At 63.2% G+C, this 21,973-nt stretch carries 20 protein-coding genes; 12 read left to right on the forward strand and 8 right to left on the reverse strand.

Annotated elements, in window-relative coordinates:
- The first annotated feature begins 38 nt into the window (after positions 1 to 38).
- A complete protein-coding gene (locus M2319_RS11280) occupies positions 39 to 1,454 on the forward strand; it encodes a cation:proton antiporter (protein ID WP_264601551.1) in 1,416 nt (471 codons plus the stop codon).
- A gap of 198 nt (positions 1,455 to 1,652) precedes the next feature.
- Here the strand turns inward: M2319_RS11280 and M2319_RS11285 are convergent, their stop codons facing one another.
- Positions 1,653 to 1,859: a YgaP family membrane protein gene (locus M2319_RS11285; RefSeq protein WP_264601552.1), complete on the reverse strand. Its 207-nt coding sequence runs from the start codon at positions 1,857 to 1,859 to the stop codon at positions 1,653 to 1,655.
- A gap of 130 nt (positions 1,860 to 1,989) precedes the next feature.
- Complete coding sequence (locus M2319_RS11290; protein ID WP_264601553.1) at positions 1,990 to 2,667, reverse strand: Crp/Fnr family transcriptional regulator; 678 nt, start codon at positions 2,665 to 2,667, stop codon at positions 1,990 to 1,992.
- A 144-nt stretch (positions 2,668 to 2,811) separates the two neighbouring features.
- On the opposite strand from M2319_RS11290, the gene M2319_RS11295 reads away from it, so the two are divergent.
- A complete protein-coding gene (locus M2319_RS11295; RefSeq protein WP_264601554.1) occupies positions 2,812 to 3,135 on the forward strand; it encodes a hypothetical protein in 324 nt (107 codons plus the stop codon).
- Between the two features lie 191 nt (positions 3,136 to 3,326).
- Here M2319_RS11295 and M2319_RS11300 read toward each other — a convergent pair whose 3' ends face one another.
- The gene (locus M2319_RS11300) at positions 3,327 to 3,926 is read right to left on the reverse strand and encodes a superoxide dismutase (protein WP_264601555.1); all 600 of its coding nucleotides are present in this window, start codon (positions 3,924 to 3,926) and stop codon (positions 3,327 to 3,329) included.
- Between the two features lie 161 nt (positions 3,927 to 4,087).
- Positions 4,088 to 4,951 (reverse strand): branched-chain amino acid aminotransferase, encoded by an 864-nt coding sequence (locus M2319_RS11305; protein WP_264601556.1) that lies wholly within the window; start codon positions 4,949 to 4,951, stop codon positions 4,088 to 4,090.
- Between the two features lie 162 nt (positions 4,952 to 5,113).
- Between M2319_RS11305 and M2319_RS11310 the strand changes: the two genes are divergently transcribed.
- Both M2319_RS11310 and M2319_RS11315 read left to right on the forward strand, forming a co-directional pair.
- A complete protein-coding gene (locus M2319_RS11310; RefSeq protein ID WP_264601557.1) occupies positions 5,114 to 5,554 on the forward strand; it encodes a VOC family protein in 441 nt (146 codons plus the stop codon).
- Between the two features lie 75 nt (positions 5,555 to 5,629).
- Positions 5,630 to 6,292 (forward strand): haloacid dehalogenase type II, encoded by a 663-nt coding sequence (locus tag M2319_RS11315; protein ID WP_264601558.1) that lies wholly within the window; start codon positions 5,630 to 5,632, stop codon positions 6,290 to 6,292.
- Positions 6,293 to 6,305: 13 nt separating this feature from the next.
- On the opposite strand, the gene M2319_RS11320 is transcribed toward M2319_RS11315, so the two are convergent.
- Positions 6,306 to 7,697 (reverse strand): M20/M25/M40 family metallo-hydrolase, encoded by a 1,392-nt coding sequence (locus M2319_RS11320; RefSeq protein WP_264601559.1) that lies wholly within the window; start codon positions 7,695 to 7,697, stop codon positions 6,306 to 6,308.
- Between the two features lie 77 nt (positions 7,698 to 7,774).
- Positions 7,775 to 9,325, reverse strand: coding sequence for a DUF853 domain-containing protein (locus M2319_RS11325; protein ID WP_264601560.1), 1,551 nt, complete (start codon positions 9,323 to 9,325; stop codon positions 7,775 to 7,777).
- A gap of 214 nt (positions 9,326 to 9,539) precedes the next feature.
- Here M2319_RS11325 and M2319_RS11330 point away from each other — a divergent pair, with 214 nt between their 5' ends.
- Positions 9,540 to 9,947, forward strand: a complete 408-nt coding sequence (locus M2319_RS11330; RefSeq protein WP_264601561.1) for a DUF2267 domain-containing protein — start codon at positions 9,540 to 9,542, stop codon at positions 9,945 to 9,947.
- A 153-nt stretch (positions 9,948 to 10,100) separates the two neighbouring features.
- Positions 10,101 to 10,511 (forward strand): DUF4332 domain-containing protein, encoded by a 411-nt coding sequence (locus tag M2319_RS11335; protein WP_264601562.1) that lies wholly within the window; start codon positions 10,101 to 10,103, stop codon positions 10,509 to 10,511.
- A gap of 268 nt (positions 10,512 to 10,779) precedes the next feature.
- On the opposite strand, the gene M2319_RS11340 is transcribed toward M2319_RS11335, so the two are convergent.
- Positions 10,780 to 11,535, reverse strand: coding sequence for a response regulator transcription factor (locus M2319_RS11340; RefSeq protein ID WP_264601563.1), 756 nt, complete (start codon positions 11,533 to 11,535; stop codon positions 10,780 to 10,782).
- A 302-nt stretch (positions 11,536 to 11,837) separates the two neighbouring features.
- On the opposite strand from M2319_RS11340, the gene M2319_RS11345 reads away from it, so the two are divergent.
- The 6 genes from M2319_RS11345 to M2319_RS11370 all read left to right on the forward strand — a co-directional run bounded on the left by M2319_RS11345 (position 11,838) and on the right by M2319_RS11370 (position 20,378).
- Positions 11,838 to 13,718: a methylmalonyl-CoA mutase subunit beta gene (locus M2319_RS11345; protein WP_264601564.1), complete on the forward strand. Its 1,881-nt coding sequence runs from the start codon at positions 11,838 to 11,840 to the stop codon at positions 13,716 to 13,718.
- Positions 13,715 to 14,218 (forward strand): GFA family protein, encoded by a 504-nt coding sequence (locus M2319_RS11350; RefSeq protein ID WP_264601565.1) that lies wholly within the window; start codon positions 13,715 to 13,717, stop codon positions 14,216 to 14,218. The genes M2319_RS11345 and M2319_RS11350 overlap by 4 nt, the downstream gene beginning before the upstream one ends.
- A complete protein-coding gene (gene scpA, locus M2319_RS11355) occupies positions 14,215 to 16,374 on the forward strand; it encodes a methylmalonyl-CoA mutase (RefSeq protein ID WP_264601566.1) in 2,160 nt (719 codons plus the stop codon). Before M2319_RS11350 ends, scpA begins: the two co-directional genes overlap by 4 nt.
- 279 nt (positions 16,375 to 16,653) lie before the next feature.
- Positions 16,654 to 18,138: a methyl-accepting chemotaxis protein gene (locus tag M2319_RS11360; protein WP_264601567.1), complete on the forward strand. Its 1,485-nt coding sequence runs from the start codon at positions 16,654 to 16,656 to the stop codon at positions 18,136 to 18,138.
- Positions 18,139 to 18,471: 333 nt separating this feature from the next.
- Positions 18,472 to 19,929 (forward strand): hypothetical protein, encoded by a 1,458-nt coding sequence (locus M2319_RS11365; RefSeq protein ID WP_264601568.1) that lies wholly within the window; start codon positions 18,472 to 18,474, stop codon positions 19,927 to 19,929.
- Positions 19,926 to 20,378 (forward strand): hypothetical protein, encoded by a 453-nt coding sequence (locus M2319_RS11370; protein ID WP_264601569.1) that lies wholly within the window; start codon positions 19,926 to 19,928, stop codon positions 20,376 to 20,378. The genes M2319_RS11365 and M2319_RS11370 overlap by 4 nt, the downstream gene beginning before the upstream one ends.
- A gap of 300 nt (positions 20,379 to 20,678) precedes the next feature.
- Here M2319_RS11370 and M2319_RS11375 read toward each other — a convergent pair whose 3' ends face one another.
- The gene (locus tag M2319_RS11375; RefSeq protein WP_264601570.1) at positions 20,679 to 21,887 is read right to left on the reverse strand and encodes a glycerophosphodiester phosphodiesterase family protein; all 1,209 of its coding nucleotides are present in this window, start codon (positions 21,885 to 21,887) and stop codon (positions 20,679 to 20,681) included.
- Positions 21,888 to 21,973: the final 86 nt, after the last annotated feature.

Genomic DNA, 21,973 nt, shown 5'->3' on the forward strand with positions numbered 1-21,973 from the left:
TTGATTCTGACGCCAGCGCATCATCCCCGGAGGGCCGATTGGAAGGTCACGTCGCCGAACTCACAGGTATCGCCATCGTTCTTGCGGTTTCGACGATCGTCGGGATCATCTTCCTCTACCTGAAGCAACCGCCGATCGTCGGCTATATCCTCGGCGGCGTCGTCCTCGGCCCGACCGGGCTCGGGCTCGTCCGGGCGACAGAATCGGTTCTGGTGCTTGCCGAACTCGGCGTCGTGCTGCTCCTCTTCCTCATCGGCATGGAGCTCAGCCTTCGGGCGTTCATGCTGGTGCTGAGGCCGGCGGTGCTGACCGTCGTCGGCCAGATCGCGGTGTCGCTCGGCATCACCTTCGGCTTCGGCGCGGTGTTCGGCTGGCCGCTGCAGCAGAGCCTCCTGCTCGGCTTCATCGTCTCGATCTCCTCGACGGCGGTCACCATCACCATGCTGGAATCCTTCGGCGAGATGCGCTCCATGACCGGGCGCATCACCGTCGGCGTGCTGATCGCCCAGGACATTGCCGTGGTGCCGATGATCATCCTCATCGGCTCCATGGGCGGCGGCGCGGACCCCGACTATCTCGGGGTGGCGATCAAGCTCGCTCTGGCGCTCGGGGTTCTGGTGCTGGTGCTGCGCTTCCTGTCCCGGCGCAAGAAAATCACCCTGCCCTTTTCCAGGGCGGTGCAGGGGCGCAGCGACGTGGTGGCGGTCGCCGCCATCGCGCTCTGCTTTGCCGCCGGTGCGATCTCGGCCCTGTTCGGCATGTCGGCGGCGTTCGGCGCCTTCGTTGCCGGACTGCTGGTGGCCAACTCGACCCTGCGTTCCGAGGCGATCGCCGTCACCCATCCGATCCAGAGCGTGCTGGTGGTGGTGTTTTTCCTGTCGATCGGGCTTCTGATCGACCTCAACTACGTCTGGGCCAATCTCTGGCCGATCCTGTTGTTCGTCCTCGGCATCCTGATCGCCAAGTCGCTGGTCAACGTCCTGCTGCTGCATGCCGTGGGAGAGCCTTGGGAGCGGGCGTTCCCGGCCGGGCTGATGATGGCGCAGATCGGCGAGTTCTCCTTCGTGCTCGCCGCCATCGGCGCTTCGAGCGGGGTCATCAATGTGGACGGCTACCGGTTCTCCGTCACGGTGATCGCCATCTCGCTCCTCGTCAGTCCGCTGTGGATGTCGATCGTGCGCCACTTCCTGGAGGTGGCCAAGGACGGGATCACCGATTTCCGCACCGCGCTCGGCGAGACCTATCAGGCGGAGATGGTCGATCTCGGCCGCGGCGCGACGGCCCTGAAGCGGCGCTGGCTGCGGCTGCGGATCGCGGAACGGCGGCGCCGGCGCGCCATGGGCAAGGCCTGGCGGCTCAACCGCGAACGCCGGCGGGCATCGAAAAAGGCGGAAAAAATGGCAAAAGTCGAAGAGCGCTTTCGCAATCTCTCCGACTTCCAGGACACGGCCTAAAGCATGTTGCGTTTTTCCTGAAACACGCAACATGCTTTAGGTCTTTGTTTTGACGCGATTTCTTATCCAAAAAGTCTGTCAACTTTTTGGGAAAGCGCTTTAGCCGGGATCCGTTGAGAAAGGACCGGCGACTTGCCCGCGGATGGCACCGCCGGCCCTTCCCCCGGTTACGCGCGAAGGGCGCTCGTCCGTAGAGACTTAAGCGCTCTTCTTGGTGCGCAGACCGAACAGGGTGTAGGCCGGGCACCAGCCGATGATGGCGGTGACGATCGGCACGACGCCGATCCAGCCGACCCACTTCCAGGCGATGTCCGCCGGGCCGTAAAGGGCAAAGAGCACCAGCAGCACGCCGACGATGAGGCGCAGGACGCGGTCGACAGAACCCATATTGATGAGGGAACCCATGGAAAGTCTCCGTTGTTGTGGCCGCGGTAACGCGCGGCCGGTGAAACGCTGAGGCCACGTTAGCGCAACGCACGGTCGGCTTCCGTGACTTTGTCACCGAACGGAGAAATGGGGATTCGTCGGACCGAAATCAGCCGGCTGCGGCAATCCGCTGGAGGCCGGCCCGGTCGCGGATTTCGATGCGGCCGCGGTCGAGGCGGATGAGCCCGTCGCGCTCGAAGGCCTTGAGCTGGCGGCTGACCACTTCGCGGACCGAGCCGAGCTCCACGGCGATGTCCTGGTGCGTCGCATCGAAGGCCCCGCTGCCGCCTCGCTCCAACAGCAGGCGGGCAAGGCGGATGTCGAGGCGGTGGAAGGCGACGTCCTCGAGACGCATCAGGATGTCAGTGAAGCGGCGGCCGAAGCCGGCAAAGACGAGGTCGCGGAAGCCGGCGGACTCCTCCAGCAGGCGCCGAAAGGCGCCGACGCCGACGGCGATGCCGACCGTTTCCGTCTCGACGATACCGGTTGCCGAATAGAGCTCCTCGCCGAGCAGGCAGGCGGTCGTCAGGATGCAGTTCTCGGTCGGGCCGACCCGGTAGAGCACTACCTCGCGGCCGGTATCGGACGTCATCTGGACGCGCACGGAGCCCGATTCCACCAGCAGCCAGGCGCGGCAGGGATCGCCGGGCGCGAAGACTTCCGCCCCCGGCGGCAGCGTCATGCGCTGGCCGGCAGCCAGAAGGGCGGCCCGGGCCGGCGCGTCGAGGCGCGCCAGGGCCGGAAAGGCGGCGACCCAGTCGTCGCCCGGTTGCATCGCTTCACTCATGGCCGATCTTTGGCACCCGGACGGGGCCGAACGCAATAGCTGTCGATCCGATCGCGGACCCGCGCCGCCGCAAAACCGCCACCGGGGCGTGGTTCCGTCGGGGTCCGATCCACGCTACCCTTGGCCAAACTCCAAGAGGCGCCCATGATTCACACCGTCCTTGCCGGCTTCGGCCTTGCCTTCGGGCTGTTTTCCTTCGACGGCGATATTCCGCTGCAGCCCTTCGAGGCGCCGCCCTATGCCTATGGCACCGCCTATGACTGCCGCATCGCGGTGCCGAAATACGGCGCCGACCGGGTCTGGACCGGGCGCTTTGCCGGAACGCTCGCCGACGAGCCGGCGCGGCAGCTTTCCGACGTCGCCTGCTTTGCCAGCCACACCGAATGCCGCGCCTGGCTCGCCATCTGGCAGGGCGAGGTCAACGGCGTCATCCGGGTGCAGAGCTGCACGCCCGGCTATCGCGACTGATCGCGCTCTTTTTCTGAACACTCAGGCACAAAAAAACGGCGGATCGCTCCGCCGTTTTTCGTCTCGAAAGAAATCGCTCGCCGAGGCTTAGAGCATTTCATGCGATTATGGAATCGCCCGAAACGCTCTAGCTGGTTGTTTTGATGCGTACTCTTATCCGAAAACCGGTTTCCACTTTTCGGGAATACGCTCTAGCTCGCGGCCTCGTAGAGTTCCTCGACATATTCCCAGTTGATGAGGCTGTCGACGAAGGCGGCGAGGTAGTCCGGGCGCTTGTTGCGGTAGTCGATGTAGTAGGAATGCTCCCAGACATCGACGCCGAGGATCGGCGTGCCGCCATGCACCAGCGGGTTCTCGCCGTTCGGCGTCTTCATGATCTCAAGCTTGCCGTCCTTGACGGCGACCCAGGCCCAGCCGGAGCCGAACTGCGCCGCGCCCGCGGCAATGAAGTCCTCGCGGAACTTGTCGTAGCCGCCGAGGTCGGACTCAATCGCCTTGGCGAGCTTCTCCGGCAGGCTCTTGCCGCCGCCGCCGGCCTTCATCCACTTCCAGAAATGGGTGTGGTTGTAGTGCTGGGCGACGTTGTTGAAGATGCCGGCATCCTTGCCGAAGGAGCCCTTGACGACCTCTTCGATGCTCTTGCCTTCGAATTCGGTACCCTTCACCAGGTCGTTGCCCTTGGTGACATAGGTCTGGTGGTGCTTGTCGTGGTGATATTCGAGCGTCTCGGCGGACATATACGGCGCCAGCGCATCGTATGCGTAAGGCAGATCGGCCAGTTCAAAAGCCATTTGGGCCTCCTTGAATGCGTGTAAAGAAGTCAAATGCCGGCGGGACGCCGGCTTGAAAGGGACACCTGTGTAAATAGGTCGCATCAGGGCCTAAGGCAATCTCCGGATCGGATTACCACGGAGTTTTTGCCCCTCGCCGCGGCCGGCCCGCCGCCTCCGGTTCATCCGCCCGCGTGGGCGAATTCCCAGTAGAGGTCGCGGGCCATCTTGGCGATCGGTCCGGGCTGCAATTCCCTCTCATCGATACGCGAAACGGGCACGACCTTGGAAATGTTCCCTGTTGAGAAGATTTCATCCGCGCCGAGGAAATCGTCATAGGTCAGCGTCGTCTCGGCGACGGTGACACCGGCACCCCTGAGGAGGGCGATGATGCGCTGCCGGGTGATGCCATTGAGGAAGGTGCCGTTCGGCACCGGGGTCAGCGCGACGCCGTCCTTGACCATGAAGACGTTGGCGGTGGCAAGTTCCGCGACATTGCCGAGCATGTCGAGCGCCAGCGCGTTGTCGAAGCCCTTGGCGTGGGCCTCGTTCAGCATGCGGGCATTGTTGGGGTAGAGGCAGGCGGCCTTGGCGTTGACCGGCATGGTCTCGATGGTCGGGCGGCGGAAGCTCGTTTTCGTCACCGTCGTGGTCTTGCCCTCCGGCGGCATCGGCACCTCGAAAAGGCAGAGGCAGAAGCGCGTCGAGTCCGGATCGGCGGCGACGACGAAAGCCCCGCCGCGCTCGGCCCAATAGGTCGGGCGCACATAGATCGCGGCCTCGGGGGCGAATTTCTCGGCCCCCTCAAGGGTCAGCTCCACCATCTCGCCGACCTCCATGACCGGCTTCAGGCCGAGGGCGACGGCGGAGTCGTTGAGGCGGGCGCAATGCAGGTCGAGATCGGGCGCAACGCCCTCGAACACCCGCGCGCCGTCAAAGACGGTCGAGCCGAGCCAGGCGGCGTGGGTGCGCGGCCCGATGATGGGCGGGTTGCCCTCGATCCAGCCGCCGTCGATCCAGGTCCAGGTCTGCGACCAATCCGCCATGTCGTCTCCTCCGATAAACCCCGTGTGATCGAACGACGCGGCGGGGATGCCGTCAACACCCGCGGCGACAAAAAAGCATTTGGTCGCGGCTTGCGAATTTGTTCCTGTTATGTTCTTGTCTGTTCGGTCGCGGTAACCATTGCCGGGCGGGTGGAGGAGAACATGGAACAGCGTCTCAACCTGATCACGCTCGGCGTCGACGACATTGCCGAGACGAAGCGGTTCTTCGCCGACGGGCTCGGCTGGAAACCCTCGGGATTCGAGAGCCCGGAAATCGTCTTCTTTGGCCTTCCCGGCACCGTTCTGGCGCTTTTCGGCCGCACCGCCCTTGCCGAGGATGTGGGCGCGGACATCGGCCCGGCCGGGCGCGACGGCGTCACCATCGCCTGGAACGGGCGCAGCGAGGCGGAGGTCGATGCGGCCTATGCCCGCGCGGTTTCGGCCGGCGCGCGCCCGGTCAAACCACCGCAGAAGGTGTTCTGGGGCGGCTATTCGTCCTACGTCCGGATTCCCGGCGGGCATTTCCTGGAGATCGCCTTCGTGCCCGACTTCCCGATGGACGATGCCGGAATGTTGCAACTGCCGCCGCCGAAAGACGCTTGACGGCGGCGGCGCGGCCCGGTTCCCTTGGCGCCCGTTACGAACGCGCGCCACAGCCCAACCGCAGGACCGTCCGCCATGTCGCATTCCGTCTTTGTCTTCGATGCCTACGGCACGCTCTTCGACGTCCATGCGGCGGTGCGCCGGCACGCCGAGGCGGTCGGGCCCGACGGCCAGAAGCTGTCGGAGATCTGGCGCGCCAAGCAGCTCGAATATTCCTGGGTGCGCTCGCTGATGGGCCGCTACCAGGACTTCTGGAGCTTGACGGAGCAGGCGCTCGACTACGCGTTCCGGGCCGTGCCGAGCGCCGACACGTCCGTCAAGCCGATGCTGCTCGATGCCTATCGCGAGCTCGACGCCTACCCGGAAGTGCCTGAGGTGCTGAAGGGCCTGAAGGAGGCCGGCTGCCGGCTGGCGATCCTTTCCAACGGCTCGCCGGAGATGCTGGACTCCGCCGTTCGCTCGGCCTGCATCGCCGACTATCTGGACGCCGTCCTCTCCATCGACGAGATCCGCGCCTACAAGACCGACCCGCGGGTCTACGACATGGTGACGACACAGTTCCGGGTGTTTCCGGAGGCCGTGTCGTTCCAGTCGTCAAACCGCTGGGACGTTGCCGGTGCCACCGCCTTCGGGTTCCGGACCGTGTGGATCAACCGGGCCGGCGTGCCGGACGAATATTCCGACCTGCCGCCGGCCGCCGTCTTGCAGGACCTGTCGGGCCTGCCCCACGTCGGCTGAGTTCCCTTCTGCGTCAGGCCGTCTCGGCAAGCTCGCCGATGAGGCGGGCCCAGGAGCGGATGCCCTTGTGGAAGCTCGTCAGCTCGTATTTCTCGTTCGGCGAGTGGATGCGGTCGTCGTCGAGGCCGAAGCCGATCATCAGCGACTGCATGCCGAGCGTCTTCTGGAAGTCGGTGGCGATCGGGATCGAGCCGCCCATGGCGATGAGCGCTGCCGGCTTCGCCCATTCCTCCTCCAGTGCCTTCTTGCCCTTGGCAAGGAACGGATCGTCGAAGGGGATGGTCACCGCAGCGCCGGAGCCGTGGGCGTGGAATTCGGCCGAGCAGTCCTCGGGCAGATTCTCCTCGACATATTTGCGGAAGGCGGCGCGGATCGCCTGCGGGTCCTGGTCGCCGACGAGGCGGAACGAGACCTTGGCCGAGGCCTCGGCCGGGATCACCGTCTTGAAGCCATCGCCGGTGTAGCCGCCGGTGATGCCGTTGACCTCGCAGGTCGGCCGCGACCAGATCTGCTCCAGCACGCTGCGATCCTTCTCGCCGGCCGGGACCGACAGGCCGATCTCCTTCAAAAAGGCCGCACCGTCGAAGCCGAGATCGTCCCACATCGCGCTGATGTCGTCGGGAAGCTCCGGGACACCCTCGTAAAAGCCCGGCAGGGTCACCCGGCCGTTGTCGTCGTGGAGGCCGGCGAGGATTTTCGTGAGCACATGGATCGGGTTGCGGGCGGCCGAGCCGAACATGCCGGAATGGAGGTCCATATTGGCCGCCTTGATCGTCACCTCGTCGCTGGTGAGGCCGCGCAGCATGGTAGAGATCGCCGGCGTTTCGCGGTCCCACATGGAGGTATCGCAAATGAGCGCGAGGTCGGCCTTCAGTTCCTCCGTGTTCTCGGCAAGGAACGGCGCGACGGACTTGCTGCCGGACTCCTCCTCGCCTTCCAGCATCACGGTGACCGGGATCGGCAGCGATCCGGTCTCCTCGATCCAGGCGCGGGCGGCCTCGACGAAGGTCATGAGCTGGCCCTTGTCGTCGGCAGAGCCGCGGGCAACGATCATCCGGGAGCCGTCGTCGCGGGCGACGAGCTGCGGTTCGAAGGGATCGGTGTTCCACAGCTCCACGGGGTCGACCGGCTGGACGTCATAATGGCCGTAGAAGAGGACGTGCGGGCCCTTGGCGCCGTCGTCCTTGCGATGGCCGACGACCATCGGCTTGCCGATGGTCTTGCGCGGCTCGGCGGCGATGCCGATGGCGCTCAGCTCGGCGGCGCACCAGTCGGCGGCGGCCCGGCAGTCGGCGTCATAGGCCGCATCGGTGGAGATCGACTTGATCCGGATCAGCTCGAACAGCCGGTCCAGGCTGTCATTGAGATTGGCATCGATGCGGGAAAGAACGGCGTTGAGGGACATGGAAACGGGGCTCCGGAATCATGCGGCCGGCGGAAAAGGGCCGGCGCGAGGGAAATAGTGGGCGCCAGGGCGCGGCGTCAGAAGCCGCGCTTCAGGCTGCCGAGGATACCGCGGAAGATGTCGCGGCCGATCGTGTCCGGCAAGCGGTCGACGCGTTTTCGAAGCGCGTCGGTCACGCCGTCGACGACCGATTTGACGGCCATCTCGGTCAGGGAGTCGCTGCGCGATGTGCGGCGGGACCGGCTGGAACGGGTGCGCTTTGCCGAGCCGTATTCCCGGCGGATGCGCTCCAGTTCCTTGGCATCCTCCTCCTCGCGCCGCTGCTCCTCCTCCTGGCGCGCCTTTTCCTCGGCCTTTTTCTGCAGGACCTCATAGGCCGAGTTGCGGTCGATGGCCTCGTCGTAGCGGCCAAGGAGCGGGCTCCTTGCGATCAGCTCTTCGCGCTCGGCGTCGGTGAGCGGTCCGAGCCGGGAGGACGGCGGGCGGATCAGCGTCTGCTGGACGACGGAGGGCACACCCTTTTCCTCAAGCGTCGAGACTAGCGCCTCGCCGACGCCGAGTTCGGTGATGACCCGCTCCGTGTCGAGGTCGGGATTGGGCCGGAAGGTTTCCGCCGCGGCGCGCACAGCGCGCTGGTCGCGCGGGGTATAGGCGCGAAGGGCGTGCTGGACCCGGTTGCCGAGCTGGCCGAGCACCTCGTCGGGCACGTCGAGCGGGTTCTGGGTGACGAAAAAGACGCCGACGCCCTTGGAGCGGATCAATCGCACCACCTGCTCGACCTTGTCGAGGAGCGCCTTCGGCGCCTCGTCGAAGAGCAGGTGCGCCTCGTCGAAGAAGAAGACGAGCTTCGGCTTTGCCGGGTCGCCGACCTCCGGCAGTTCCTCGAACAGCTCCGACAACAGCCAGAGAAGAAAGGTCGCATAGAGCCGCGGGCTCGCCATCAGCCGGTCGGCCGCAAGCACGTTGATCGTGCCCCGGCCCGTCCCGTCGGTGCGCATGAGGTCGGCGATGCTGAGCGCCGGCTCGCCGAAGAAGGCCTCGCCGCCCTGCTCTTCCAGCACCAAGAGCCGGCGCTGGATGGCGCCGAGCGAGGCGGTCGAGACGTGGCCGTAGCGGACGGAAATCTCCTTGCGGCGCTCGTCGAGATGGGTCAGCAGCGAGCGCAGATCCTTCAGGTCGAGCAGCAGCAGCCGCTCGTCGTCGGCGAGCGCGAAGGCGATGTTGAGGACGCCCTCCTGCACGTCGGTGAGTTCCAGGAGGCGCGACAGCAGCAGCGGCCCCATCTCCGACACCGTGGTGCGGATCGGATGGCCCTTTTCGCCGAAGAGGTCCCAGAACACCGTGGGGAACGCCTCATAGCGATAGTCGGCAAAGCCGATGGTCTCGGCGCGCTTCTTCAGGAAATCCTTTTCGGTCCCGGCGACCGCGATGCCGGAGAGGTCGCCCTTGATGTCGGCGCAAAACACCGGCACGCCGGCCGCGCAGAACCCTTCGGCGAGGATCTGCAGGGAAACGGTCTTGCCGGTGCCGGTGGCGCCGGTGACGAGGCCGTGGCGGTTGGCGTATCGAAGCGCGATGTATTCCGGCTTGACGCTGGTTCCGAGATAGACCGCGGTGTCGCTGAGCATTGGCAGGTCTCCGGTGGGGATCGTCCCTTATAGGAGCCCGTTCGCCGGGCGACAACAAAACCGACGATCCCGAAATGGAACAAGGAATATGGAAACCGGATTGTATACGTGACTTCAGTAACACGGCACCGCCAAAAACGCGCCGCTGCGCTTGTTTTTGACGGTTTGCTGGTGTCACAGTGTCGGCCACTCGCCGGACAAGGAGCGCCCGCCAATGGACGAGCTGATCGCTCGCATCGTCGCAAAAGTCGGCATCGACGAGGCAACGGCCCGCCAGGCCGTCGCCATCATCCTCAGATTCATCGAGAAAGACGGAGACACCGAAAAGGTGGCGCCGCTGATCAACGCCATTCCGGGCTCGCGGGAATTCCTTGCCGACCAGGCGCCGGAAGAGGAGCAGAAAAGCGGGCTTTTCGGGGGGCTCGGCAACATGCTCGGCGGCCTCGGCGGCGCCATGGGGGCGATGGCCGCGCTGAACCAGCTCACCAGCGCCGGGCTCGACATCGACCAGGTCAAGGGAACCGCCCACGAGATCGTCGACTTCGCCAAGGAAAAGACCGATCCGCAACAGGTCGACGCGGCGATCTCGTCGATCCCTGGCCTCAGCCAGATCGCGATTTAAGGCACGCCGTCCCGGGCCCGCTACCGGCTGTGCGACATGGGCGTGCACGAGAACGAAAGACATTGAACGGACACAGTCGAACGCAAGACGGTTCGTTCCCGGGGGTCCCGCCGCGGTGGCGGGGTGATACAGCAGCGTGGAGGTAGAAGGTCAATGTCGTCCTATCCAATTCTGGATATTGAGGGAATCGGTCCGAAATACGCTGAGAAGCTGAAGGCGGTGGGCATCCGCACCACCGGCAAGCTGCTCGATCGCGCCAAGGATCCGAAAGGCCGCAAGCAGCTCGCCGAGGACAGCGGCATCGACGAGACCCTGATCCTGAAATGGGCCAACATGGCCGACCTCATGCGCATCAAGGGCGTTGCGGAAGAATATTCCGAACTCCTGGAAGCGGCCGGCGTCGACACGGTGAAGGAACTGAAGCACCGCAACGCCGCCAACCTCACCGCCAAGATGGCCGAGGTGAATGCAACGAAGAAGCTCGTGCGCCTGCTGCCGAGCGAAAAGAACGTCACCAAATGGATCGAGGAAGCAAAGACCCTCGATCCGATGATGACGTACTGAACCGTCTCATTTCCGACAGCGACCGGCTGATTGGGCGGGGACTGCGCCGCGGTCCCCCCTGCCGGTGTGCGGCCGCCTTGCGCGTGCGCTCCCGGCCGGACCTGTGGCCGGCGCTATCCGGCGCCGATTTTTTTGCCGATTCCCGCCTGGAGCGAGGCCGAGTCGGCCTCCCGCATACGGCGTCTACAACCAAAAGTATGCATAATTGACCCATGGGGGCGGTAATCATCGCCGCACCCGATGTCGCGTGGCATGTCCGCAGGACGGACTAGCTGTACTGGAAGCCGGTTCTCGGAGGCGTCTTGACCAGCGACGCGGCGAGCGAAATCTGGCCGTAGCGGATCGCCTCGACCACGGTCTGGGTCTTGTTGCGGGCGTCCAGCTTGCCGGACGCATTCTGCAGGTGGGCATGCACCGTGCGGTGCGAGATCTGCAGCATCTCGGCGATCTCGCTGGCGGTCTTGCCGAAGGCGGTCAGCTCCACCACGCGCCGTTCCCGCGGCGACAGGCCGCCGGCCCGCTCCGCCATCATTTCGTCCATGCCCAGAAGCCGGCTAAAGGCGGCCATCGCCAGGTCGTTCACGGCGCCAAGTTCCGGACCGCCCGGACGGTGGTCGAGACCGCCCACGATGAGGACTCCCTGATAGGGATTATGGGACTGGAAAGGAACAACGATTACAGCACCTTCGGGAGATTCCGCCTGACAGAAGCGGCTCCCTTTCAGCTCCTCGTAACAGGCAAGCTCGGGGGCGATGACGAAGGGCCAGTGGGCGATCAGCGCCAGCTCCAGTGCCGGGTCGTCCGGGCGCACCTGGGGAAGCGGCATCGCCGGCTCGGTAAGGCCGGGCCAATCGGAATAAAGGATCAGCATTTCCAGGGTTCGCCCGGGCATCGGCAGCCCGGTCAGGAACATCCGCGATCCTCCAAGCGCGCGGACCGCATCGCCCAAGGCATCGAACACGGTGGCTGGATCGGTCGCGTCACGGATGGACGCCACCCGATGGTTGATATCGTCCAGTGTCATTTTTAGCCGGCACACTTCCTTGCAGAAGCGGCCCCTTTTCGCCGGCAAGTTGCTTCAATATCGACATTCTGTCAGTCAGATTGCGTATATGCCACTTCCTCAAAGTTGATAGTCATTGAAAAATGGCAAAAAAAGCGACCGAGCCGGAACGTGGTTTGCGGATCGTAACGTTGCCCGCCCGCCTTTTGCCTAACTTGCGGGGTCTTGCCGCTTCTCCTAAGAACTTCGCAAGGCCGAACCGCGCCGTCCGTTGGAGTTGAGAGCCCCGTTTGACGGGGGCCGCTGAGAAGGAATTGGTTTCCATGACCTCATTCGCGCCCGACCTGTTCCAGCCGACCGCAGACCTCAGCGAGGAGGCATGGCGGGCCGCGGTCGAAAAGGCGCTGAAGGGCGCCTCGCCGGACCGGCTTTCCTCAAGGACCGAGGACGGCATCGCCATCGATCCGCTCTACCGGCGTATTGCCGACGGCACCGCACAGGCGGCCCGGCCGGCCGGCGCCCGCTGGAAGGTCATGCAGCGCATCGACCACCCCGATGCGGCCGACGCCAACGGCCTGGCGCTGGCCGATCTCGCCGGTGGCGCCGACGCCCTGGAACTGGTCGCGGCAGGAAGCCCCAACGCCTATGGCTACGGGCTCACCGCCCTTGGCGCCGACGACCTCGCCGCCGTCTTCAAGGACGTCTACCTGCACGGCATCCGCCTGAAGCTCTCGCCCGGCCCGCACGGCGCGCGGCTGGCCCCGGCGATGGCCGAGGCGGCGGCAAAGCTCGGTGTCGCACCGGGCGAACTCGACGTCGATTTCGGCCTCGATCCGGTCGGCGCCCTTGCCGTCAGCGGCGGCTTGCCGGAGCCGTGGGACGCCCTGCAGACCCATACGGCCAACACCATTTCCAGGCTGCGCGAGGCGGGCTTCGCGGGCCCGTTCCTTACTGCCGACGGGCGGCCCTATCACAACGCCGGCGCCACCGAGGCCCTTGAGCTTGCCGCGGTCATCGCCACCGGCGTTGCCTATCTGAAGATGCTGGAGGCCTCCGGCGTCGACCTTGCCGATGCCGCCGGCGAGATCGGCTTCACGGTTGCCGTCGACGCCGACCAGTTCCTCGGCATCGCCAAGCTGCGCGCCCTGAGGGCGCTCTGGCGGAGTGTGACGACGGCCTGCGGCCTCGATGCGGTGCCGATGCGGGTCCATGCCGAGACCTCCTGGCGGATGATGACGGAACGCGATCCCTGGGTGAACATGCTGCGCTCCACCGTTGCCACCTTTGCCGCCGGCGTCGGCGGCGCCGACAGCGTCACGGTGCTGCCCTTCACCGCGACCCTCGGCCTTGCCGACGGCTTTGCCCGCCGGGTGGCGCGCAACACCCAGAACGTGCTCCTCGACGAATCCAACCTCTACAAGGTGACGGACCCGGGCGCCGGCTCCGGCTATGTGGAGACGCTGACGGCCGAACTCGCGACGAAGGCCTGGGCGCTGTTCCAGGAGATCGAGGCGGCCGGCGGCATCGTCGCAGCGCTGACGGCCGGCCTGCCGCAGAAGCAGGTCCGGGAGGCGAATTCGCTGCGCCAAAAGGCGATCGAGAGCCGCAAGCGGCCGATCACCGGCACCAGCGAATTCCCCAACGTGTCGGAAAAGAAGGTCAGGGTGCTGGCGGTGCCGGCCCGGCCGCTGCCCGTCTCCGGCGAGGATTCCGCGCTGAAGATCGAGGCGCTGAAGCCGATGCGGCTGGCCGAACCGTTCGAGGCGCTGCGCGACCGCGGCGACGCCATCGAAGCAAAGACCGGGTCGCGGCCGAAGGTGTTCCTCGCCAATCTCGGCAAGATCGCCGACTTCACGACGCGCTCGAGCTGGGTGAAGAACGTCTTTGAGGCAGGCGGTTTTGAGACCACCGTCAATGACGGCTTCGACGACCCGGCCGATATCGAGACCGCGTTCAAGGAGAGCGGCGCGGCGATCGCCTGCATCGCCTCCTCCGACGAGCTCTATGCCGAACTCGGGCCCGCCGCGGCCGACGCGCTGAAGTTTGCCGGCGCCACGCGGGTCTGCCTTGCCGGCAAGGCGAAAGGCATGGAAGATGCGCTGACCAATGCCGGCATCGACAGCTTCGTCTATGCCGGCTCAGATATCGTTCAGGAGCTTGAGGACGCCTACCGGGCGTTCGATGCGAAAGGCACGGCGCAATGAGCGAGGACAGGACCCCGGTGCTGACCGGCGGCTGCCAGTGCGGCGCGGTCCGCTATGCGCTCTACGCGCCGCCCGAGGACGTGCATATCTGCCATTGCCGGATGTGCCAGAAGGCGGTCGGCGGGCCGTTCGCACCGCTGGCGCCTGTCCGAAAGGGCGACTTCCAGTGGACCCGCGGCTCGCCCGGCGCGTTCCGCTCCTCGACCATCGCGGAGCGCCATTTCTGCCGCGACTGCGGCACGCCGCTGACCTTCCACTACGTCAACAGCGACTGGATCGACGTCACCATCGGCAGCCTCGACGCACCTGAAGAGGCGCCGCCTGCAAACCAGTACGGCATCGAGGGCCGGCTTTCCTGGTTCGCCGGCCTTCACGCCCTGCCCGGCGAGGAGACGTCCCTTCCGGCCGCCCAGAAGCGCCGGATCGCCTCGTTCCAGCACCCCGACCACGACACCCCACCGGACTGGAGACCGCCGCAAACGGCGACAGAAATGCCATGAGCCGAATTCCCGATTTTTCCGCTGTGCCGTTCTCCTTCGCCGCCGCGCCGGCCGGCGCCGGGCCCGATCCCTGGCAGACGCCGGAGGAAATCCCGGTCAAGCCAGTCTACGGCCCGGACGACGTCGCCGACATCTCGTTCGCCGATACCTGGCCGGGGCTGCCGCCGTTCCTGCGCGGGCCCTATCCGACCATGTATGTCCAGCGGCCCTGGACGATCCGGCAATATGCGGGCTTTTCGACGGCCGAGGACTCCAACGCCTTCTACCGGCGCAACCTTGCCGCCGGCCAGAAGGGCCTTTCGGTCGCCTTCGACCTTGCCACCCACCGCGGCTACGATTCCGACCACCCGCGGGTCGCCGGCGACGTCGGCATGGCGGGCGTCGCGATCGATTCCATCTACGACATGCGCACGCTGTTTTCCGGCATCCCGCTCGACCATATGAGCGTGTCGATGACCATGAACGGCGCTGTGCTGCCGGTGATGGCGCTCTATATCGTTGCCGCGGAAGAACAGGGCGTTGCGCCCGAAAAACTCTCCGGCACGATCCAGAACGACATCCTCAAGGAGTTCATGGTCCGCAACACCTATATCTACCCGCCGCTGCCCTCCATGCGGATCATCTCCGACATCTTCGCTTACACCTCCCAGAACATGCCGAAGTACAATTCGATCTCGATCTCCGGCTACCACATGCAGGAGGCGGGAGCGACGGCGGATCTGGAGCTTGCCTATACGCTCGCCGACGGCATCGAATACGCCCGGGCCGGCGTCGCCGCCGGGCTCGACATCGACAAGTTCGCGCCGCGGCTCTCCTTCTTCTGGGCGATCGGCATGAACTTCTTCATGGAAGTCGCCAAGATGCGCGCCGCCCGCCTGCTGTGGGCCAAGCTCATGCGCGAGGCGTTCGACCCGAAGGACCCGCGCTCGCTGTCGCTCAGGACCCACTCCCAGACCTCCGGCTGGTCGCTGACTGCCCAGGACGTCTACAACAACGCCGTGCGCACGGCCGTTGAGGCGATGGCGGCGACCCAAGGGCATACGCAGTCGCTGCACACCAACTCGCTCGACGAGGCGCTGGCCCTGCCGACGGACTTTTCCGCCCGCATCGCCCGCAACACCCAGCTCTTCCTTGCCCAGGAGACCGGCAACAACCGGGTCATCGACCCCTGGGGCGGCTCCTACTATGTGGAGCGGCTGACCCACGACCTCGCCATGCGCGCGCTCGCCCACATCAACGAGGTGGAAGAGCTCGGCGGCATGGCGAAGGCCATCGAGAAGGGCCTGCCGAAGCTGCGCATCGAGGAGGCCGCGGCCAAGACCCAGGCGCGGATCGACTCCGGCAACCAGATCGTCGTCGGCGTCAACCGCTACAAGCCCGACACCGAGGACGAGATCGAGGTCCTGAAGGTCGACAATTCCGCCGTGCGCGGAGCGCAGATCGAGAAGCTTGAGCGGCTGCGCGCGGAACGCGACGACAAGGCGCTCGCAGCAGCCCTCTCGGACCTGACAACGGCGGCGGAGCGCGGCGACGGCAACCTCCTCGACCTTTCGGTCAAGGCGGCGCGGGCCAAGGCCACCGTCGGCGAGATCACCCAGGCGCTTGAGAAGGTCTACGGCCGCCACACGGCGGAGATCAAGGCGATCTCGGGCGTCTACAAGCGGGAAGTCGGAACCATGTCGGACGCAGTCAACACGGTGCAGAAGCTGGTCGAGGCGTTCGAGGCCAATGACGGCCGCCGGCCGCGCATCCTCGTTGCCAAGATGGGCCAGGACGGCCACGACCGCGGCCAGAAGGTGATCGCCTCGGCGTTCGCCGACCTCGGCTTCGACGTCGATATCGGCCCGCTGTTCGCAACGCCGGAAGAGGCGGCGCGCCAGGCGGTGGAGAACGACGTCCACGCGGTCGGCGTCTCCTCGCTCGCCGCCGGCCACCTGACCCTCGTCCCGGCGCTGCGCGATGCCCTTGCCGAGGCCGGCCGGCCCGACATCCTCATCGTCGTCGGCGGCGTTGTGCCGCCGCAGGACTACGAGGCGCTCTACGCCGCCGGGGCGGCGGCCATCTTCCCGCCGGGCACGGTGATCGCGGAGGCCGCCAGCGACCTCATCCACAAGATCAACGTCAATCTCGGCTACGAGAAGGAAGCGGCCGAGTAGGCCCTTCCCGCGCCGTCCGACCGACCCGACCCGGAATACCGGCGCTGCCCGCGCGGCACCGGTATTACGGCGCTATTGCAGAGTCCTTTTTAGCATTGGGCCGCCGGGGAAAGCGCGCCCGATGGCATTTCCGCGAACAGAACGATCGCTCCACTCGGAAAAGTAAGCGCTCGGGCGCGAATTCAACGCGCGGACACACCAAACCTTAATCTTCATCGGCGACGATCCCGCGAAAGACTACAGACCCAATCAAGTTAGTCATGGGAAGGTGCGTACCTGATGCTGAAGCTGCTGAAACAGCGGATCCCCGACACCCCTGCGCCCGAGGCGGCCGACGAGATGGAGGCCGCCGAGGCGGTTGCCGCGCTGGCCGAGACCGATGCGGTCAACGAGATGCGCAAGGCGCTGTCGGAGATCGCCCGGGACCTCGGCGCGCTCGGCCTTACCATTGCCGATGCCACCGGCGTCGTGGAAGACAGCAGCTCATCGGCGCACCAGCTCGCCGACACCTTCGACGAGCTTTCGGCCGCCTCCAGCGAGGTGCGCGCCACCAACGAATCCATCTCGCAGTCCTGCGGCGAAACGGTCTCGGCGACGGCAACCGCCGGCGAGGCCGTCCGCGGCTCGCGCCAGACGCTTGAGACGGCGCTGTCGCGGATCGAGGGCCTGATCGGCGCCGTCGGCAACATCAACGAACAGCTCCAGGGCCTGCAGTCGGCGCTCGGCAGCGTGCGCGAGGTGGCCGACGCCATCGACGCCATCGCCCGCCAGACCAACCTCCTTGCCCTCAACGCCACCATCGAGGCCGCGCGCGCCGGAGAGGCCGGCAAGGGCTTTGCCGTCGTCGCCTCGGAGGTCAAGGCGCTCGCCGGTGAGACCAGTTCGGCGACCGAGCAGATCGCCTCGACCCTTTCGGAACTCGACAGCGAGGCCGACAAGCTCGTGCTGCTCGGCAACCAGGCGATCGAATATACCGGCGAGGTCAATGAGAGCGCAGGGTCGCTCGACGCCTCCATGGCCGAGATCGAGCGGTCCATCGAGGAGATCGAGGTCTCGTCGCGGGCGATCGAGGAAAGCGTTGCCGGCAACGAGGAGCGGCTCTCCCATTTCGGCGAGCGGATCGATGCCATGCATGCCGCGCTCGATGCCAATGTCTCGCAGCTCGGCACCTGCGCCGGCGAGATGTTCGGCGCGCTCTATTCCACCGACAAGATGGTCGGCCTCGCCGCCACCAGCGGCATCGAGACCGGCGACACCAAGTTCGTGAAGATCATCCTGGAGATGGCCGACGAGGTCACCCGCCGCTTCGAGGAGGCGATCGTGGGCGGCCAGATCCGCGAGGCCGAGCTCTTCGACTATTCCTACGAGCCGATCCCGGGCACCGACCCTCAGCAGGTGATGGCGAAGTTCACCCCCCTCACCGACCGGCTCCTGCCGGACCTGCAGGAAGCCATCCTGGAGCGGGACAAGAACATCGTCTTTTGCGCCGCCATCGACATCAACGGCTACCTGCCGACCCACAACAAGAAGTTCTCAAAGCCCCAGGGCGACGACCCCGTCTGGAACGCCGCCAACTGCCGCAACCGCCGCATCTTCAACGACCGGGTGGGCCTTGCCGCCGGCCAGAACACCAAGAAATTCCTCCTCCAGACCTACCGCCGCGACATGGGCGGCGGCAAGTTCGTGCTGATGAAGGATATCTCCGCGCCGGTGCACATCGCCGGCCGGCACTGGGGCGGCGTGCGGATGGGGTATAAGGCTTAAGGGTTCGTTGCCGCGGCCCCATCCCATGCGGCGGGCGGCATCATGAATTACCTTAGTTCTTGGCCGCGGTCGTCTCCGCTCCTAAGGCTTGTTCCTAGACCACACTGCACTGGAGTGGGGAAGCAACGGCGCGATCGATGACGAGATCTGAAACGGGTAGACGGGATGTACTGCGACACCCAATCCCGGTCAAAAACCCGAACAGAAACGAATACTACTATCTCCGAACCCCGACATCTTCTGCCGAATCTCGGGCCAAGGCTCTATGAAAGGAACTAGAATTCGTATATCGGTTGTTATCTTCACATCTCTCTATCTTTAGGGGTATCCGCCATGAGAGTGACCTTAACAATCACAATTTTGGTTTGGTGTTACCTCGGCAGTCTGAATTTCTCGCATTCGGCAGATTTTTCCTGCAACACCACACTCAGTCCGGCCAACGACGATCCGTCTTCGTCCAATGAGTGCCTGCAGGAATTGGATCGATGCACTTATCGGGCAAGCATTGGATCGATCTTCAAACCTATTTATTTGATTTTTTATGATAACAAATTGGTTTGCGGAGGAGACCCCTATGGCCGATTGCGCATTGAAGGGCACAATTATGAGCAAGGCAAGATTGATATAGCCGTCCTAGAAAAAATAGGTGGGAATGACTATTTTGAGGAAAATGAGAAGCGAAAAGTTATTTATCGTGGGGCACTGACGAAACGAATTACCAAGGAGCTTATTATTTGGGAGGGTTATGTTCGAACACCAGACGGCTCCGAGCAACAATCCGCGTACATTAAGCGAAACCGAGAATTCAGAAATATTTTTGCCAACAAATTCGAATCTCCACCTTTCGGCGTATGGGATAAAGAGCTAATTGCGCAAGTGGAAAATTCAGATCTTGAAGATGGATATATTTATTCCTCCAAAGAATTGCATGGTGCATACTACTGTGGAGATGGCGGATGTGAAGCTGAAGGAATTGGCGTTATTGTAAGAAAAGATGAGATCGATCATTTCCTTGCGCGTTTAAAAAAGTCGGGATTACAGTATTTGAGTGTCAAATTTTCTACCGATGACGACAGACTTTTTTGTTATATATCATCATATGGATCCCAAATATACGAACGGATTGCAAAAACACTTGGAATAGAAGATGAACAAGATTTTTACGATGAAACTAACCCTGAAGCTGCAAAAGCTGCGAAAAGCCTAAAAGATGAATTTATTTGCATACATGTAAATGCTGTTCCACTGCATGAACCACACGTGACCATGTCCTTACGCAAATTTCCAGAAGTTTATGCTGCTAGGAGATTGGGTGGAGGAGCTGGAGCTGATGCGATATCGTTTTTTGTTAATGGTCAAACTTTTTTGAGGGATTCAAATTCACTCAACTTTGGGCGAGCTATTGAGGTGTTCGGATCTGCATTGGGCACATACTACCCCAGCTCTTCAAATTATGATATTTCCGACCCCTTTGTTCGAAATAATTCTATTTTTTGGAATGTTAAGGGGCGGCGTGTGGCCTTAGAAAAAAGGAGAAATTTTAGCGTAGCCGAGGCGGCAGAATGGTGGAAGTTAAGGATCCAACTTTTTATCGCTCAAAAGAATTTCCAAGAGTACGTGTTGGTACTGAATCTACCCGAAACACGTGTCACTAATTGGGGTTTCGATTCATTTCCCGTTGATGAAAAATTTGAAAAAGAACTAACGAATGATCCCAGATTTCTTGATTTTCGAGATCGCCTGATTGGGGTGTTGACGAAGGAAATCAACGATCCGGTGTTCATCCCATGAAAATGCACCGGAACAAATTTAAGCTCGAAGCTAGTATTACAATTGTGCTGTCGCACGTTGTAATATTTTTCATCGCCATAATATTCCAAGCGAAATATGGATTCGGCGAACGCAGCGCTTTTGACGTCATGTCGGCCACTATTCCACTATTTGGCTTATTTTTGTCAATTATCATAAAAGATACTATTTCCGGACAATTTGATCTATCGTCTGGCAAAATTATTACCCCACAAATGGTTTGGATTACTAGAATTATTCTTGGATCTTACGTAATCGCTTGCTTGTTAACGTTTTTACTATTTGGGATTCAGAGTATAAAAACACCAGATGAGTTGACAAGTTGGATCGCATCTATTGAGTCCGCTCTTGGCGTTTCACTTGCTATGCTTGTTGATAGCTTGTTCGGTGGAGACCAGAGAAAGAACGATAACGTTAAAATTGACATCTAGTATGGAATATTTTTTATACCTCTTTTCAATTGGAGAATTGTTTCATCGAAAAGAAAAGCACACGCATACTTTGAACCAATTTCAGTTGTACCTTGGCGTTTGACCTGCCTACCGGAGCGGTGACATCTCACGATACCGGTAAGTCTCATCAATGCGATTCCGCTGTCGTGATCTCGTCGAAGAGAGCGCTCGTACGCCACTTCGGCCCGACAGAAACGTATGCGATAAAAGCGCAAGACGGGCAGCGCTTTCGCGCCGCCCGCCGTCGTATCGATCCGCAAAATGAAGGACCGCCCGCCCCTACTTCCCCATGCAATTGGCGTAGTACGTCACCGTCGCCGGCCAGTCGGAGAAGATGCCTTCGATGCCGACGTCCTCAGAAAGGACGTTGAGCAGCTCGTAGATGCGGCCGTCGGACTTGGTGATGTCGTTGATCGGGGTGTAGTACCAGCCGCCGCCGGTCTTCAGGGGGCCGGAGCGCTCAAGGGTCCAGGTGATGATCTTGAGGCCGGCGTCCTTGGCCGCCTTGGCGTAGGCGGAGGCGGCGATTTTGTCGCCGTCGGCGGTGACCAGCATGTTCATGGACGGGGCGAGGTAGTTGACGCCCTCAGCCTTCAGAGCCTTGAAGTCTTCCTTCCAGGTCTTGGAATCCTGCTCGTCGAAGCCGTCGCCCCATTCGACCAGATAGACGGCCTGCTTGCCGAACTCCGGCTCGGCCTTGATCCAGTAGAGGACGTCGTCGAGGTTGAAGGACTGGGCAAAGACGTCGGACGGGTCGACGCCGGCCGCCTTGTACTCGTCGATCATCTTCTGGGCGTAGTCTTCCTGGGAAAAGCCGTCAAACGGCATCTCGACGGCGGGCGACTTCAGCTCCGGGGTGAACTTGACGCCGAGTTCCTTGAAGAGCGCGATCGATTCCGCGTGGGTCATGACGGTGCCGGCGGATTCCGCATAAAGGTCGGTGCGCCAGTTGGCGGTGCCGTCCATATAGGCGTCCACCGTTGTCGCGGTCTTGTCGGCGGCGTCCATCTTGCCCTTCAGGCTCTTGAACTCGGCGAGCGTGATGTCGCTGGTGCGGCATTCGGCGCTCGCCTCGGTCTCGCCCTCGGCCGGCGAAAACGCCTTGGTGCAGTTGGCGGCAAGGTCTGTGCCGAGGATGTTGGTGGTGGTGTGCAGGTCGTTCTGGGCGTGGCGGCAGACGAGCTCCTTGTCCTTCGTAAAGGTCACGTCGCATTCGACGATGCCGGCGCCCATGCGGGCCGCCGCGATGTAGGACTCGCGGGTGTGCTCCGGGAACATCATCGCCGCGCCGCGGTGGCCGATGGAAAAGGCGCTCGGGGCCATCTCCTTGTCGGCGCAGGCGGCGAGCTTGTCCTTCAGCGCGCCGTCCGTCATCTGATCGATGAGGAAAAAGGGGCGCGGGCCGAGTTCGACCGGCTGGGCAATCGCAGCGGACGCAAATGTCGCCGCGGCGGCGGTCATCAGGAGGGTCTTCCAGGTCGTGGTCATCGGGGTATCCCTGAAATGGCGGTGGGGCCTGAATGGCATCTATAGGGCGGCGGGATGAAACCAGAGCCCGGTAACGGAGCCGTGTC

This window comes from Rhodobium gokarnense, from assembly GCF_025961475.1.
GTDB lineage: Bacteria > Pseudomonadota > Alphaproteobacteria > Rhizobiales > Rhodobiaceae > Rhodobium > Rhodobium gokarnense.